The following is a 16,031-nucleotide window of genomic DNA, read 5'->3' as shown; positions in this document are numbered from 1 at the left end:
GCCTTTCATGGTTGTTTCGCGGCCGGGTGATCCGCGCCTGGTGCTTTGATCGCGACCCAATGCAGATCCTCGCCTTCACGTCGGTTGATGAACTCGATCACATGTCCATGGGCATCGCGCTGAAAAATCTTGCGAATCCTGGGTTGGCCCGGCATGAAAAGCACGTTGGCTGTCTCCACCATCAGCGGCCGCTGAGTGCCGCCTTCCACGCCACCCAACAAATGATCGCCATCGCGACGGATGACGTAAACCAGATCCGGCGCCGCACGATAGCGACCGACATAGGAGTCCAGTTCGGCCGGTGTCGCCGCCACGGCCGGTGGATCCTCCGCAACGACATAAGCATGGACCAAAGAGAGCTTCCATTGTCCCGCACGACGAAGCCACGTCTCCGTCATCAGGTAGCGCGCGCGAAGGTCGTGCCCGTGAAAGGTTTCATACTCGTCGTCCGCGTGAACGACCATCGCGATGTCGCCGTTCTCAACCAGCTTGTAGTCGGTGATATCGATATGGCCCGACAACCCAGCGGGCAACGGCTCGAGTTGGGCGAGAAACTTGGCGCGATCCATGATCGTTCCATTTTCGTCCACGTAAACGGCGTCCGGAGCGAGCGCGGCTTCCCACACCGATCGATCTCCCGGTGCGATGGCATTGAGCAGCGCTTGATCCTTGGCTCGCAGCGTCGATTGGAGGTCGCCTGCCGGAGCGGCGGTGGCAAGAGCGAAGGCAGCGAGAAGAGCGATCATGCCGTGACCATATTCGGTGTCGCGCTTTCTGCATTGAACGAATGTGACGTTCGCCAGGCAACGGGGGGCATTCCGGTCAGGTTGCGAACGGCTCGCGTCATGTGGGGCTGGTCGGCGAAGCCCACTTCGAATGCAATCCTGGAGAGCGAGTCGGGCGCGACGAGGATGCGGCGCCAGGCCTCCCGGGCGCGGATCTCACTGCGGAATCCGGCGGGTGATACACCATGGGAGCGTCGAAAGTTGCGCGAGATCGTTTCGCGCGAAATACCGAACTCTTCGGCGAAGTCCTGAATTTTCGTCTCGGCAGCATGGCATAGACGTTCCGCCAGAACGTCTTCCCAATCTGCCTTCGCAAAGACGTGGGGACGCCGCGTTGCGAAAACTCGCATCAAAAGCCGTTTGGTTTCAAACTCATCTTGTTCCGCCGCGCGCCTGATCTCGTCAACGGGCCCACTGCGGAATACGCCACCGAACGAGAAATCTCGGGTCCACGGAATGCGCAGAATATCGACGCCGTGGCTGATCATTCGGTCAGCGTGGCAATCCAGCGTGGGCTGCAGAAGAATATCGCCGGCTTCAACGATTTGACGGCCGGCGTAGCTGACTTGCTCATAGGAACCGGCGAGGATGATCGTGACGTAGGCGTGCAGATGTTGATGCCGTGGCATCCCAAGCCCGGGCGGGAGTCGATCAATACCGCTACTGATCGTGCGTCTTGGCAACTTCATGAGTTATCGGCTCTCAAAGATTCAAGCACCCCATCTGCTTCTTGCTCAGACCGAAAATGGTGCATCGCCCTCAAGCATCCGCTGCTCCATGCGCGGCCGTTCACCGACTGCCCATGGCGTTGTCCGATGCAATACGCGATAAACCAATGGACCACCATCCTCGCGGTCGCTGCGCTCGATGGGGCGTGGAATGCAGACAAATTCGGTTTCCAGTGCGTCGCTCGATGCACGCACGACCGCATAGCCGTGGCCGCCCATGTCGACGAAGGCCGCATGCGGCGCGTTATCCGGATTCGACGCCGCACGTGCTTTCGCCAGATCGCCACTTCTGGCGTATTCCAGACAGGCGCGAACACCATGGCGCAGCAGCATGTTGATGGCGGGCTCGGGCTTGTCCGTGCCGGGCCTGTCGGCGAGGAATAGTGGGCGCAGAGGGTGTTTCTTCGGAAAGCCATGCTCGATCGCCTCCACCGTGCCCGGCGCGGAGATCGACCCAACGACGAAGGCAATGCCGACCGGTTCGAAAGCCTTCGGTGGCAGTGCCTTCGCCGCCAGTCCGGCCCAGAAGCTGTGCCGATCGCCGGCGACGGTGGCAAAGCCGGTAATGCCTTCGCGTGCGACGAAATCATAGATCTCGGCACGCTCGACATAGGCGCTGCTGTGGTCGCCACCGCCAAAACCGGCATAGCCAGCACCGGGCCATGGCTTGGTCAATCCGGCCGGCAAGTTCTGCGGGTCGGCGCGCATGTCCAGAGTGGCCGTGGTGTTGCCCCAGATTTTCCAGGTCGCCTTTGACGCCTTCAGTTGCTGCAGGAACCACGCCTTCTGCGTGGCACCCAGGATGGTTTGGGGCGGCTTGTCGTGCTGGAAATTCTCCACATCCTGGTCGCCGTAGCGGATGGCCGCAGGCGGCTGGCCGTGGTTGTAGGTGCGCCCGGCGTCGAGGATTTCCTGCGCTTCCTGTGGAATGAACTGGGGGAAGTCCTTGCTTGAAAAAGCCTTTGCCTCGGAGCGGCCCATAGGGTCCTCCGAGCGGTAGCTACGCTGGTCGGTGATGATCAGATCGACGTGCTTGCCCCAGCGCAACGCGCGGTAACCGGTGAGGCTCGCGAGCGCGGCGAGGTTGTTCGGTTCCAGGCCGAGTCCCGCATCGTCGAAATGCTCGATCGGTGCATCCACCACGCTCGGTGGACCGAACCATTCGAGCGATGCACTCGGCGTTTTCACGCGCGCAGGATGGACTTCGAACCATGCCTGGTTGGCCGCGACCTTGCGTGTTTGTGCAGGGCGCGTTTTGCCGTCGAATTTCTGCAAGCTTTGCCAGCCGAGCCAGCTGAATTCGTGGTTGTCCCAGATCGACACAAAGGGAAAGCGCGCTCGCGCATCCTGCACATCCGGGTCGTGCAGGTAGGCGTGGTAAATCGCCCGGTAGTCGTCGACCGTGGTCGGGACATGGAGGTCGTCGATTTTCTCGCCGTGTGCGTAACGCACGATGTCGCGAATGTGGCGGTCGTACATGCCTTGCGGTCGATCTTCCGGGTACCAGACGATTTCGTAGATGAAGTCGCCCAGGTGCAGCACAAAGCCCAGACGGTCCTCGGGCGCGGTGCGTTCGTCCTCGTAGATCATCCGCCGATACGCATTCTGTGCGCCCAAGTTGGCGTTCTGGCACGAGACGAATGCAAAGCGCACCGGACGCGTGTCCCCATCTTCGGGTGCGGTCAGCGTGCGGCCGATGCGGCTGCCATTGCCGTCTTTATCGGTGAAGCGATACCAGTATTCACGCGCAGGCTTGAGCCCGCCGATCAGGACACGGCAGGTCCAGTCCGAAGTGATGGAGACGCGCGCGTTGCCGCTGGCGACCACGCGCTCGAACGCCGCGTCTTCAGCTACTTCAACCTGAAGCGTCCAGAGCTTGCGGGCATCGGTCGATGGATAGCGTGTCCAGAGCAGCACGCTATCGGGCGTTGGATCACCCGAAGCGACGCCTTCGGGATACCGCTCCCGACTTTCGCGCCACGCAATGCGTGACTTCGAGAAGATGGGGTTGCTCCAGATGGCGGCGGCGCCGAACGCAGTGGCCGCGGCAAGAAACTGGCGCCGGGTGAGTTGCATCATGAAGTGTGTCCCGATGGTTGTCGCAATGGTCGATGAGCCAAGCAAGAAGGCCGATGATCTTCGGCTGGACGCCATACAGGCGCCCGGCAATCTGACCTGCCGGCCCTACAGCTGGATGATCAGATCAACCCGGCGGCAAAGTACTCTCACCGCGCGCTTCGCAACACCCAACCAATGGGACATAAGCCGCCCATCCATCTTCCGTACCATGCAGGCACGAGTGGCTCAGCCCCTGATGCACATAGCGTTGACCCATCGCGTTGACGGGATTGCGTGAGGACTCCGCGGACTTACCAAGCCCAATCGACCCAGCTCGCGGCCTGGGTGGCGAGCGAGCGGTGGTACCGGGACAAACGTGGGCCCAGAGTGCTCAGCAGGAGTCCGGCCGCCTCACTTGCACGCCCCTGGGCGAGGTAGGTCAGCGAGAGAATCGCGCGAGCTTCATCGTGCAGGGTGGCAGGATTTCCGGGCTGCATGTGGCGATCGAGCTCCGCCTTGAGTGTTTGTTCGCTTTCTTCCAATTTGCCGAGTGCGCGCAATGTGCTGCCAAGCTGAATGTTCGCGCGCGCCCGGCGATACTCGTCCAATGCGTGAGTAGCCAATGCGGCGCGATACAACGGTTCAGCCTGTTCCTCAAGTCCCGCAGTGTCACGAGCACAGGCGCGCTCGAAAAGCCCGGTTGCGTCGTTCTCGGGACGTTCCAGCACCAGCGCGTCGATCGAGCGCACGAGTTCGTCGGGAGCCATCGTGGTCGCGCGTTTCCACACCTCATCAATGCGTGAATCCCAGGACGTGGCGGATGTATTCATGCAATGTCTCCGTCGGCCCGCGGGCCTGGTGTCGGCGCTGTTACCAGAAGACCCTGCCGATTGGCATAGAGGCCTTCATTGTTTGTTCTGCGACGCTAATGCTAGATCGCAGTGAGATCGACCATCTTGAAATTTCGCCGCAAGGACCGTTTGTGCCAGTCAAGCGGTACGGGTCGATGGCTGTCTTTCGATCGTTCACCAGAGAGAATAGCTGGATAGGCGTGGTGCTCCTCAGCCCATCTGGCGATGCTTCCCAATCATTCCAGGTCTGGACCCACTCCGGCTGTGCGTGGACTGCAGAACGCGCCCGCATCGTGATATTCGCCCCCTCGCGGGGTGAGCCTGCAACAGGAATCAAGGCATGACCCAACCACAATTTACCCGAGTCGACACGACGACAACGATGACGTGTTGCGTACGGTTGAACATACGAGCAAATGCCGATGTCGTTTGGGCGTTGCTCACCGACGCCGAGGGTTTTCCGCGTTGGAACTCCACCATTACCCTCATCGAGGGGCGGATCGAGGAAGGTGAGCGTCTTCGGCTGCATGTCCCGGGTACGAGACGCACTTTTTCTCCCCGGGTCTCCGGCGTCGTTCCTGCCCGGTGCATGGTTTGGAGCGACGGCGTCATTCCGCTTTTCAAGGGCATCCGTACTTTTTCTCTCGAACCGCAAAGGGATGGCTCGACCGACTTCGTCATGGGGGAGCGCTTTTCGGGCGTGATCTTTGCGTTGGTCAAAAAGAAGATGCCGGACTTTCGCCCGATTTTTGAGGCCTTCGCGGAGGGCTTGGGCTGCGAGGCAGAGCGAATCGCGCATGAGGGAAAGGCGCACAAATCGATAGACGCGTGGCGTACCGATTGCCATCAGAACTAACCGCGTCTCAGCCAAAGTCCGCATCCAGAAACTACCTTGCCAAGAGTCCCATGCCCTCCGGTTCGAGAACGCTTGAGATGCCAAGGTCACGCCAGCGGAACATTCTTGTCGTGGCCTACGACCCATCGTGGCCGCTGATTTTCGAACGGCTACGGGCGTCTATCTGGAAGGCTGTCCGGGGTATCGCCGATGCCGTCGAACACGTCGGCAGTACATCGGTTCCGGGGCTCGCTGCAAAGCCCATCATCGATATCGACGTCATCGTTCCCGCGCGCTCCGATATGCCTGTGGTGATTGAGCGCCTTAGTCATATCGGGTACTTCCATGGTGGTAATCTTGGCATCGAGGATCGCGAGGCTTTCGAGAATCCAGCCGTTCTGCCGCCACATCATCTGTACGCTTGTGTTCGAGGCAGTGTGGCGCTGGAAAACCACCTGGCCGTGCGCGACTACCTTCGGAAATTCCATCCTGCGGCCGATGCCTACGGTGAGCTCAAGAAGCAACTTGCCGAGCGATTCCCCAATGATTCCCGGCGTTACGGGATGGGCAAAACCGATTTCCTTTTGGAAGTACTAGGCAGCGCAGGTTATTCAGACGCGTTTCTGGGCACGATCCGCGACATGAATCTCAAGGGATAAGGTTTCAAAGTGAGTGGCATTCACTTGAGCTCATCGCTGAATCTTCGAGGTGTGGGTTGTGCGTCGACGCGTCGGGCGTGTCAGGCGTGTTGAGCTTCAGATCACCGGCAGCGCGTAAAACGTATTCGATAGCCATGATCCGGCGCCGGCAGGGCAGGTAAGCGTCAGGACGAACGAGCCGGGGCTGGCCTAAGTGTTCGAATTCCATCCAGGCTGAGTCGGTGTCGAAAGCGCCGGCTGATCCGCAACTCCGTCCCGTCCTTGAGCGTTAGCAAGGCATCACGCGAGGGAAGCAGGGTAAATCCTTGCACCCGCGCCAACGCAACGATCGTCGATCGGTGTATGCGCGCAAAGCCTGATGGATCGAGGCGCTGCTCAATGCCATCCATGCTTGCATGAATCATGTGGACGCGCTGGCCGACATGCAGAATGACGTAGTCCCCGCTGGCCTCGATCCAGTCGATGTCATCCGTGGATACCCAGGTCGTTCTGCCTCCATGCTTGACCTCAAAGCGGGTTTGCCACGCATCCTCGGAAGCAGAAGCGGGGGTATGCAGCAGATTCTTAACCCCGTCGATTTTCTCGCCAGCGCGCTTATCCAGAAGACGTCGACGCGCAACCTGAAGTGCCTCGTCGAAGCGCTCGTCGTCGATAGGCTTCATGACGTAGTCGAGTGCATGGACACCAAAAGCTTTCAAGGCGTAGGAATCATAAGCGGTAAGGAAAATGATGAGCGGCATGTCTCCAGGTTCGATCCTGGAGAGCATCTCGAAGCCGTCCATATCGGGCATCTGCACATCGAGAAAGACAAGTTCGGGGTGAAGCTCCCTGATTTTCTCCAGCGCCTTTGGACCTGAGTCGGCCTCGCCGACAATGAGTACATCGTTGGCCCTGCGAAGACACACGCGAACGCCGCGGCGGGCCAGCGGTTCGTCGTCAACGATGAGTACCCGAATCATGGCGCTGGATCCGAAACGACATGGCGAGGAATTTCTATCACCGTCTCCCACCCGTGGCGCGCGTCACCGGAAGCAGAGAAGCGATAGTTTTCGCGGTAACGGGCCGCGAGTCGCGCAGCTGTATTGGCGAGGCCAAGGCCACCGGTTTTCGCTTTGCCCTTCTGCGGGTCGCCTGCGCTGTTGTGAATCGCTATCCGCACGGCATCGCCGTTGCCGGTTACCGCCAAAGATAGTGAGCCGCCTTCGGTGCGGGGAGCGATGCCGTGACGAATCGCATTTTCGACCAACGGCTGGAGAAGAAGGTGGGGGACCAGGGTGTCGAGCACGTCTGGGTCGCATTGGATGGTGGCGACCAGGCGGTGCCCAAGGCGGATCTGTTCGATCTCGATGTATTGCTGGACCTGGGTGAGCTCCTTCGCCATGGTCACGTCGCCTTGCTGCGCGGGCTCAAGGGTGGAACGCAGGAAATCGGCCAGGAGCGCGATCATACGGCGAGCGGCCTGTGTCTCGCCCTCGCCAACGAGCGTGGAAATGCCGTTGAGCGTGTTGAACAAAAAGTGTGGCGTAATCTGATAACGAAGGGCCTTGAGCTCGGCCTCACGAGCCAAGGACTCGGCTAGCAGCAGTTGTCGCTCGTGTTGCCGTACCTCGCGCCAATGCCAGGCCCCGCGATAGAGTGCGCTCCAGGCCACCAGCATGATCGTTGGACTGAGCGCATTGGCAAAGCCAACGAACACGACGGAGCGCCAGCGCGCCGCTTCCGCTGGCATATGGCCGAACGCCGCCTCGATCGCAGCTCCTGCTATCGAGCAGGCAATTCCCAATCCATACGAGCACACGATGATGATGGCGAATGTCCTTGGCCAGGACACCCTGGCCGCGGCCAGTCGGCGACTGAGCGCCAGCATGATCAGACTCGCGATAAAAGCAGTTGCCGTCGTACCGAAAAAATAGAGAAGTACCGGGTAGGCGTTGCGGTACGGGAGTGCACCAAGTGCACTGATGAGGCCGTAGCCAAGCCATCCGGCCATCTGTACGAGCCAGAACTGAGATCGTTTTCCAGGGTCGACAGATTGCGCCATAGTCGGCGCAGTTTGCTCCAGGATCGTCATGCGTGGAAGTCGCTTATGTACCGACTGGCAGTCGCAAGCGGTCCACTCGGCGAAAACAAGTTCCGGCCAACAATGCCGCTGTTAACCTCGGCGTCGATCATCCCTGGGGTAACGCGCCGCAGAGGATGAAACTTCGTATTGCATGGGTTACGGGAGAACGCAATGACTGGTGGTGCCTACAAGAGTCGGATGAGATTGATCGTGCAAGCCACACTGATCGCCGGTGTGCTCGACATGGTCTCTGCTTTAGCCTACGCCATACTCGATGGGCACAGCCCCTTCGTCGTCTTGGTCGGCATTGCCACCAGCATATGGCCGGATGCGCGCCATGCGGGCATCGCTGGCGTTCTCGCCGGACTGCTTATACATTTCGCCATCATGTTTGTCATGGTCTCGGTTTTCATGATGGCGGCACGCCGCGTCCATTGGATAGGCGAGCGACCCATTCTTTCAGGTGTCCTCTATGGCCTGATCTTGTGGGCGGTGATGAATCTGGTTGTATTGCCATTGCGCTGGCCAACATTGTTTCCACATTTCTCGGTCGCAGGCGTGACGGAACAACTTTTCAGCCACATCGTGCTGGTGGGTATTCCCATTGCATGGATTGCGAAGCCAAAGCGACTGCATTCTTTGCAGGAAGCGTAACGAAGGCTGTCTCAAACGGTTCACCTCAACCTAAGGAAAAATCATGCGGAACGGGTTGGCACTCAAGTCGGCGTGTCGCTTGCGTCGTCTTTCAATGACGGCACTCGCGTTCATTGCTGCTTCTTACTCCTGCTTCGCATCAGCGCAACAGGAAGCGGCCGCCGTTCGGGATATGGTCAAATGGGATGAGACGGTTACCTGTGCCAACGGTCAGGGAACCGGAGCTGACGTAACCACCGTGCAAACGACACTTGCCGGAGTTCCAGCGATTCTGCGCATACCCCGGACGGCGATGAGGCCGCCGATTGTCCTTTGGCATGGGTACGGGCCGCCGGCAAGTGAACGCGCGATGATGGAGGCGCTTCCGCTCGACGACGTTCCTGCAGTGAAGGTCTACCTGGGGCTGCCTCTCTTTGGTGAGCGCGCCCTACCAGGGGGCATTAAGGAACTTTCTAGTCGCCAGAAGCAAGACTTCGGACTTCTGGTCTTCAAGCCCACGGTGGTTGGGGCAGGAGATGAGCTGCCACTCGTGGTGGATGCATTGAAGCGACGCGGCTGCATGGAGTCGGTGGCGAAGATCGGGCTGGTCGGCTTTTCTGCAGGTGGTGCTGCGGCCCTCTACGCCATGTCTCAACAAAAGGTCGCAATCGGCACAGCGGTGCTGATCAACGCCTCGACAGGCCTGAGTGCGTCGATAGATGCCATGGAACACGTCACCGGCAAGCCCTATGCGTGGTCTTCGGAATCTCGAAGCCTGGCCGAGAAAACGGATGCCACTCGGCACGCTGCTGACATAGTGCAGGGAAAGGTGCCACCCGCCATACTCCTGCTACAAGGAGGCGAAGACTCCGTCATTGCGTCGAAGGAAGCATCGGCGTTGTATGACAGCTTGCTGCCGTATTACCGGAAGACGCGATCTGAGCAAAGAATCAAATTCATGCAGCTAGCCGGCATGCCTCATAACTGGGCCGCCGACAAGCAAGCTTTGGAGAACGTCCGCAGGTCCCTTTCGGACTGGTTCCTTCACTCATAGGTAAATGGCATCCGGCATCGTCAAGGCGACCACAGGCAGCATGCCGTGGTCGAACGTCAATCGAGAGGCCATGTTGGGAACTCCGCCTGCCGAACTTGAGATCGATGCTGCATTGCTGCGCTCGCTATTGCTTGAGCAGCACCCTGATCTCGCTCTTCAGTCCATCGAGGCGTTCGACGCGGGATGGGATAACGCGATGTTCCGCCTCGGCTCGCAGCTACTCGTGCGCCTGCCACGCCGGCAACTAGCGGCCTCACTCATCGAAAATGAGCAACGCTGGCTTTGTCGGCTCCCGTTACTCCCTTTGCCAATTCCATTGCCCATTCGCATTGGGTTGCCGGCGGCCAGCTTTCCCTGGCGCTGGAGTGTCGTTCCATGGATTGCCGGTGAGGCAGCAGATGTTGTCCCACCTGATACGTCCGAGGCAAAGACGCTCGCTTTCTTTCTGAAGGCTTTGCATCAGACCGCGCCGGCCAACGCGCCAACCAACCTCTATCGTGGTTGTCGTTTGATCGATAGAGAGAATGCTGTCGGGGCCAGGCTGGAGCGGCTAAGCATCACGACGACGGCGATAACGTGCGCAGTCGAAGCGGCCTGGTACGAGGGACTTGCCGCCAAGCCTTCGAACACGCGGCTTTGGATTCACGGTGACATGCATGCACGCAACATGCTTGTACATGAGGGAAGGCTAGTTTCTGTCATCGATTGGGGTGACGTGTGTGCGGGTGATGCTGCTACCGACCTGGCCTCGATCTGGGCAGCTTTTGAGTCCCCTGAAGCGAGGCAGGAAGCTCTCGCGTTCTATGGTGCGTCATCCGACCTCATTGCGAGGGCGCGCGGCTGGGTAGTGGTTTTTGGAGCGATCCTGCTCGATAGCGGGCGTATCGACAATGATCGTCATGAAAAGATGGGCGCGGACATGCTGCGGCGCCTTGCCGATGACCATCTGGATTGAGTGGCACCGCTGACGATAGCGAAGCAGTTAAAGAATAGGGCGCGACCGAACAGCACCGGAAGCGAGTGATCGCCAGTGGCCAGCGCCGCGCTTGATCGCAACGCAGCGCGCCCATGAGCAATAAGTTGAGAGCCAGTCACGGCGATGCCATTTTTGGCGATGACTTCTGAAATTGTGAGGTGAGAGATGAGGTGGATGTGTGTTTCTCTTGTCGTCGGCGCGCTGGCATGTACGGCCACGTCGCAAGCATCACAGGATGTTCCGTCGACACCCGTCAGCGCCAAACAGGGGCCAGACATCCACATCGAGGATGTTTTTTTGTTCTTTAAGGTCTATGAGGACGCAGGCGGACAGCCAACGGCCGACCAGCTTCAACACGATTACCTCGATCCAGGTTCGGAGGGGCTTCATCGTTTCGCAGGACTGCGAAACATTACAGGGGCCTCGATCGCCAAAGCCATGGCGGCGCACCCGACGGTCTATTCGGATGCCAAGCGATGCATGGCAGTTCTACCGTCAGTGCGCCTGCGATTGGGTGCCGCACTGCACAAGCTTGGACAACTTTACCCGCCGGCGAAATTCGCACCGGTGACCATCGCCGTTGGTCGAGGAAAGCCGGTGGGCGTCACCGATGCATCCGGCGTCATGATTGGCCTCGAGGCCCTTTGCGCGATCAACTACCTTGATGGCAATGTGGATGACCGCTTCGTGCATGTGCTTGCGCACGAATACGCCCACGTCCAGCAGGCGCTGCAAGCACCGGTCATGTACGACGACCCCAAACCCACGATGCTCGAGGAGTCGCTAATCGAAGGCGCAGCCGAGTTCACCGCTGAGCAGATATCCGGCAGCGTCGCCTACATCAATCTCGGGGCGATGACGAAGGGGCACGAGAAAGAGATCGAAACGGCCTTCGTCGCCGACGAAGACAAGACCGATCTTTCCCATTGGCTTTACAACGGTACGCTAAGCAAACCGGGCGACCTGGGCTATTGGGTCGGCTACCGAATCGCCAAATCCTATTACCAGCGTGCCGAGGACAAGCAACAGGCCCTGAAGGACATCCTGGAAATAACCGACCCCAAGGCGTTTCTGATCAAGAGTGGTTGGTATCCGGGCATTCCGCTTCACTAGCGCTTGGGATCATGGTCAATGGACGAGGTGACCGAGCTGCTTCGATAGCTGCGGAAAAGTATTTGATTCCTCCGTCGACTCAACGCGATCGTGGGTCGTCTCATTTCGGGCTTTTGCCGTGAGGAAGGAGACGCTACGCAGCATCGCTTTTCATTGGTTGTCGGGATGAAGAGCGAACGACAAGTAGCGAGAGAGCAGTATCAAGACCGAGGGGTGCGCCGAAAGCCACGCCTGGATCGCGTGCTTTCTTTCATCGAAGAGCACCTCGAGGACAGGCTGTCCGTAGAGATACTGGCCAGTATCGCTTGCCTGAGCAGGTTTCACTTTGCCCGCGCGTTTCGTGCTTCGACCGGTAAATCGCCCTATCACTATGTAAGCGAACGGCGCGCTGAGTACGCCAAAATGCTTCTACGGGAAACGACCCGTTCCATCCTCGACGTGGCCATGATTTGCAACTTTTCGTCTCATGCGAATTTTTGCCGGGCCTTCAGGCGTGCCACTGGCATGGCTCCTAGTGAGTATCGATTCCATGCCTCCTCGCCGGAGACGCAGAGGAGTCGGGCTGTCACGGCCTACCTCTGAGCCAAATCCGCGACAAGCGAAGGAAGCGAGCCGACGCGACCAAGTCATCAGCGTCGTCGGAAGAACGCTCGCAAATCTCTCGCGCATGCTCAAAGAGGACACCAGAATGTCCATAAAGACGCTGGCATACAACGGCACCGCGCCGTGTTTCTCATGCTGACCAAGACGCTTTCACCGAAAGTTGATATCAGCGTTTGGCGTTGGATATGGCAGCCACGGAGCCCGGCTCCTGATTTCACCGCAACCCCGGGCGCCGGGTGAGCATGATTTCGGTAAGGCCTGTTCGCCTCAAATGCTGCATGGAAGTCGCCTGGCGCAAAGTACCGAATAATTCCTTACAACATTGTCATTTTCGGGCCAGCCTTCGGTAAGGCCACTTTTTCCAGACTAGCAATACGGTCCGAGCGCGCTGGTTTGAACGATCAGTTCACCGGGCAAATCAACCTCCTGAGGAAATGACGATGATTGGCAAAACGACAAAGGGCTTTCTTCTTTCTACGGCCATCCTGTTTGGCGCGGCCGCGGCATGCAGCCCGGCGTTCGCAGCGACGCGCGTACACAACATCGTGCTCGTGCATGGTGCGTGGGTGAACGGCAGCGGATGGAAACCGGTCTATGACATCCTGGTAAAGGACGGGTACAACGTTTCCGTCGCCGAACACCCGCTGACCTCCTTCAGCGACGACGTGACGGCCGTGAAGCGGATCGTCGACATGCAGGATGGCCCCACCATTCTTGTGGGCCATAGTTACGGCGGCGCGATCATCACGGATGTCGGCAACGAACCCAACGTTGCAGGGCTCGTCTACATTGCCGCGCACGCGCTGGATCAAAACGAAACGGAAGTCGGCAACGGCAAGCTCTATCCGAATGCGACGAAGGCCGTCAAGAAGACTGCCGATGGCTTTACGTACCTCGATCCCGCACATTATCCGGCTGACTTCGCTGCCGATCTGCCGAAGCAACAGGCTGAGTTCGAGGCACAGGCGCAAGAGCTCACCGCGGCCTCTGTGTTTACGGTACCGGCCGGTCAGCCGGCCTGGAGGAGCAAGCCAAGTTGGTACGCGGTGGCGACTGCCGATCGCATCATCAATCCGGACCTTGAGCGGATGTACGCCAAGCGCGCGCACAGCCATACGATCGAAGTGCAGGGCGCAAGCCACTCCGTGTACGAGTCCCATCCGAAGGAAGTGGCTGCGTTGATCGAAGACGCGGCCAACCACGCCATTCCGTAGTGCTACTGGAACGGAGGCCCGGTCGGTGCGGGTTCGCACGTGCCACCTAGGCCTCCGTCGAAGGTCTGGTTCAAAGGTCGGTCGCCCGCATGAGGCGGCCGATCAATCTGGGTCGGAGAAACTCAGATGACGGATTGGAATAGCGCAGAGCTCGCGCGTGACTCGCGCTGGACGGCAAGTGCCCGGCGCGGCGCCGAGCCTGTCAATCATGGCCTTGGTTTCGATGCTGTAGCGATTGAGCTTCTGCTACTGACTTTGGCGGGCGGCGAAGGCTCAAGTACAGAGCGGCCCGTCACGGGGCGCTCAATCCACATGCCATGCGCGCCCGCGCCTATTAGAGAGAGGGAAACGACTAGGGAATCGTCACGCGTGGAAAACGCAGGGTGAATCGGGTGACAGCATTGAGTTCACTCTCAACGATAACGTCGCCGCCATGCAGCTCCATGATGCTTTTGACAATCGACAAGCCAAGGCCCGTAGATGTCGCTGAATCACTGCGTGAGCGGTCCACCTGATAAAAGCGATCAAAGACCTTCTCCAAGTGCGCAGGCCCGATGCCTGGACCAGGATTCTCGACCGTCAAACTCATGCCAGTTTCGGTTTTCGTTGCGACGATGCTGATGGTGGCGTTGGCTGGCGTGTATCGAAGGGCGTTGGAAAGGAGGTTGCTTACGGCACGCCGGAAGAGGTCGCGATCAACGTAGAGATTCGCTTGCGCGTCAATATGGATCGCCACGCCGGCTTCCGACGCAATGCCTTCGTAGTAGTCGGCGAGCAGGTGCAGTTCCTCGTTGACATCGATAACGACGCACTGCAATGCAAATTGTGGACTTTCAGCACGCGCAAGAAACAGCACGCTTTCAATTCTCCGGCTGACGCGATCGCACTCCTCGATATTCGAGCTGAGCAGCGCCTCGTATTCGCCTATGGTTCGAACTCTATACAGGGCCACTTCATTGGCACCGCGCAGATTGCCGACCGGTGTGCGCAGATCGTGAGCCAGGTCCACAGTGAACTGCCACACGCGATCAAAGCCTTCCTCCAGCCGCGTCAGCATGTCGTTCAACGCCTTGGCCAGGACGTGCAGCTCCGTCGGTGCGTTCTCCAGGGGCATGCGGGTACTGAGGCGGTGAGCCGTGACGGACGATGCGCTTTCCGCCATCGCCCTTAGCGGCTGCAGGGCTCGGTGCACAAGCAGATAGCTCAGGATCACCGCGGACAACATGCCCAACAGCAAGGCCAGCGCCGTGTCGCGCCGGTAACGGGAGAGCAGGGCAGCCCGGTCTGCGAGCGAGCGGGCCACCGTAACGGTTACGGTGCTGCCATTTCTTAGCTCAGCGACGGCAGAGACGCCGCGAATCTCGTGGTCGCGCGCATCATTCCACGACCGGATATTGGTTTGAGTGATGCGCTGGCCTGCGGGGACAGCGTCTGGCGATTCGATCGGAAAAGCCGATGGATTGTGGTCGACCAAGGGACGACCTTCGTTATCGGTGATGCGCAACGCATTGGCTGTGTCCCCGAGGACACCGGCCACAAGCCGCTCCTGGTGCACTACCAGGTCTTGAGGAGAATCCAGTTCGGCGACAAACCTTCGAAGGTGTCGGACCGACAGCACGAGGTTGGTCTCATCCTGCGCGTAGATGCGCATGGACACTGCCTCAAACAACAGGAAGCCGACCACGCTGAAGCACACCACCGTTATGACAACGAATGTTCCGGTCAGGCGGGCTTTGAGTGAAAGTCGAAGCATCAGGTGCCCTCCAGCTCCTCGTCGAGCACATAACCCATCCCCCTGACTGTGTGAATCAGTTTGACGTTATGCCCATCGTCGATTTTTGCGCGAAGGCGACGAATGGCCACCTCGACGACGTTGGTATCGCTGTCGAAGTTCATGTCCCACACGTAGGACGCGATTTGCGTTCGACTCAGCACTTCGCCGCGCCGGCGCGCTAGTAGTTGCAGGAGGGAAAACTCGCGTGGCGTCAGATCGACCCGTTGGCCGCCACGGCGAACGCGACGTCGTACGGCGTCAATCTCCAGGTCGCCGATGTGCATGTGCTCGATGTCACGCGGAGGTCCGCGGCGTAGCAGTGTCCGTATCCGGGCCAGCAGTTCGACGAATGCGAAGGGCTTGACCAGGTAGTCATCCCCGCCCAGCTCAAGGCCCTTGACCCGCTCCTCCAGCTCATCAATGGCCGTCAGCAACAGTACGGGCGTGTCTTTCTTGGCCCTGAGATTTTTGAGCACGGCCCAGCCGTCCATGCCCGGCAGCATGACGTCGAGCACGACCAGCGAGTAATCCTCTTCAAGGGCCAGGTGCAGGCCGTCGATGCCATTGCACGCAACATCTACTGTAAAGCCTGACTCTTCGAGACCTTTCTTGAGGTACTCGCCGGCCTTTCTTTCATCTTCGATCACGAGCAGACGCATGGCAGTTCTCGCGTTGGCTTGGCTAAA

At 59.2% G+C, this 16,031-nt stretch carries 16 protein-coding genes; 8 read left to right on the top strand and 8 right to left on the bottom strand.

Annotated features, from left to right (window positions below; translation table 11 throughout):
* Positions 1–5: 5 nt before the first annotated feature.
* The 4 genes from AC3CBN_RS15390 to AC3CBN_RS15375 all read right to left on the bottom strand — a co-directional run bounded on the left by AC3CBN_RS15390 (position 6) and on the right by AC3CBN_RS15375 (position 4,401).
* Complete coding sequence (locus AC3CBN_RS15390; RefSeq protein WP_488633876.1) at positions 6–746, bottom strand: nuclear transport factor 2 family protein; 741 nt, start codon at positions 744–746, stop codon at positions 6–8.
* Positions 743–1,474 (bottom strand): helix-turn-helix domain-containing protein, encoded by a 732-nt coding sequence (locus tag AC3CBN_RS15385; protein ID WP_488633875.1) that lies wholly within the window; start codon positions 1,472–1,474, stop codon positions 743–745. The genes AC3CBN_RS15390 and AC3CBN_RS15385 overlap by 4 nt, the downstream gene beginning before the upstream one ends.
* A gap of 45 nt (positions 1,475–1,519) precedes the next feature.
* Positions 1,520–3,592 carry an alkaline phosphatase D family protein gene (locus AC3CBN_RS15380; protein WP_488633874.1) on the bottom strand — a complete coding sequence of 691 codons (2,073 nt, stop codon included), beginning with the start codon at positions 3,590–3,592 and terminating at the stop codon, positions 1,520–1,522.
* 290 nt (positions 3,593–3,882) lie between these two features.
* Positions 3,883–4,401 carry a tetratricopeptide repeat protein gene (locus tag AC3CBN_RS15375; RefSeq protein WP_488633873.1) on the bottom strand — a complete coding sequence of 173 codons (519 nt, stop codon included), beginning with the start codon at positions 4,399–4,401 and terminating at the stop codon, positions 3,883–3,885.
* 361 nt (positions 4,402–4,762) lie between these two features.
* On the opposite strand from AC3CBN_RS15375, the gene AC3CBN_RS15370 reads away from it, so the two are divergent.
* Positions 4,763–5,278, top strand: a complete 516-nt coding sequence (locus AC3CBN_RS15370; protein WP_488633872.1) for an SRPBCC family protein — start codon at positions 4,763–4,765, stop codon at positions 5,276–5,278.
* Positions 5,279–5,388: 110 nt separating this feature from the next.
* Complete coding sequence (locus AC3CBN_RS15365; RefSeq protein ID WP_488633871.1) at positions 5,389–5,916, top strand: GrpB family protein; 528 nt, start codon at positions 5,389–5,391, stop codon at positions 5,914–5,916.
* Between the two features lie 164 nt (positions 5,917–6,080).
* Here the strand turns inward: AC3CBN_RS15365 and AC3CBN_RS15360 are convergent, their stop codons facing one another.
* Positions 6,081–6,875: a LytR/AlgR family response regulator transcription factor gene (locus AC3CBN_RS15360; protein ID WP_488633870.1), complete on the bottom strand. Its 795-nt coding sequence runs from the start codon at positions 6,873–6,875 to the stop codon at positions 6,081–6,083.
* Positions 6,872–7,906: a sensor histidine kinase gene (locus AC3CBN_RS15355; RefSeq protein ID WP_488633869.1), complete on the bottom strand. Its 1,035-nt coding sequence runs from the start codon at positions 7,904–7,906 to the stop codon at positions 6,872–6,874. Before AC3CBN_RS15355 ends, AC3CBN_RS15360 begins: the two co-directional genes overlap by 4 nt.
* A gap of 282 nt (positions 7,907–8,188) precedes the next feature.
* Here AC3CBN_RS15355 and AC3CBN_RS15350 point away from each other — a divergent pair, with 282 nt between their 5' ends.
* The 6 genes from AC3CBN_RS15350 (at position 8,189) to AC3CBN_RS15325 (ending at position 13,571) form a co-directional block, all read left to right on the top strand.
* A complete protein-coding gene (locus tag AC3CBN_RS15350; RefSeq protein ID WP_488633868.1) occupies positions 8,189–8,632 on the top strand; it encodes a hypothetical protein in 444 nt (147 codons plus the stop codon).
* 43 nt (positions 8,633–8,675) lie between these two features.
* Entirely contained in the window at positions 8,676–9,665 is a 990-nt protein-coding gene (locus tag AC3CBN_RS15345; protein WP_488633867.1) for an alpha/beta hydrolase family protein, read from the top strand.
* 4 nt (positions 9,666–9,669) lie between these two features.
* Entirely contained in the window at positions 9,670–10,620 is a 951-nt protein-coding gene (locus tag AC3CBN_RS15340) for a phosphotransferase (protein WP_488633866.1), read from the top strand.
* Between the two features lie 501 nt (positions 10,621–11,121).
* The gene (locus AC3CBN_RS15335) at positions 11,122–11,754 is read left to right on the top strand and encodes a DUF2268 domain-containing putative Zn-dependent protease (protein WP_488633865.1); all 633 of its coding nucleotides are present in this window, start codon (positions 11,122–11,124) and stop codon (positions 11,752–11,754) included.
* A 165-nt stretch (positions 11,755–11,919) separates the two neighbouring features.
* Entirely contained in the window at positions 11,920–12,336 is a 417-nt protein-coding gene (locus tag AC3CBN_RS15330; protein ID WP_488636746.1) for a helix-turn-helix domain-containing protein, read from the top strand.
* Between the two features lie 461 nt (positions 12,337–12,797).
* Positions 12,798–13,571, top strand: coding sequence for an alpha/beta hydrolase (locus AC3CBN_RS15325; RefSeq protein ID WP_488633864.1), 774 nt, complete (start codon positions 12,798–12,800; stop codon positions 13,569–13,571).
* Between the two features lie 352 nt (positions 13,572–13,923).
* Here AC3CBN_RS15325 and AC3CBN_RS15320 read toward each other — a convergent pair whose 3' ends face one another.
* Both AC3CBN_RS15320 and AC3CBN_RS15315 read right to left on the bottom strand, forming a co-directional pair.
* Complete coding sequence (locus tag AC3CBN_RS15320) at positions 13,924–15,324, bottom strand: heavy metal sensor histidine kinase (RefSeq protein ID WP_488633863.1); 1,401 nt, start codon at positions 15,322–15,324, stop codon at positions 13,924–13,926.
* Entirely contained in the window at positions 15,324–16,004 is a 681-nt protein-coding gene (locus AC3CBN_RS15315) for a heavy metal response regulator transcription factor (RefSeq protein ID WP_488633862.1), read from the bottom strand. The genes AC3CBN_RS15320 and AC3CBN_RS15315 overlap by 1 nt, the downstream gene beginning before the upstream one ends.
* Positions 16,005–16,031: the final 27 nt, after the last annotated feature.

The sequence above is a fragment of the Dyella sp. OK584 genome, from assembly GCF_057787755.1.
Note: the sequence above shows the minus strand (reverse complement) of the source record. Positions and strands in the feature narration are given on the sequence as shown.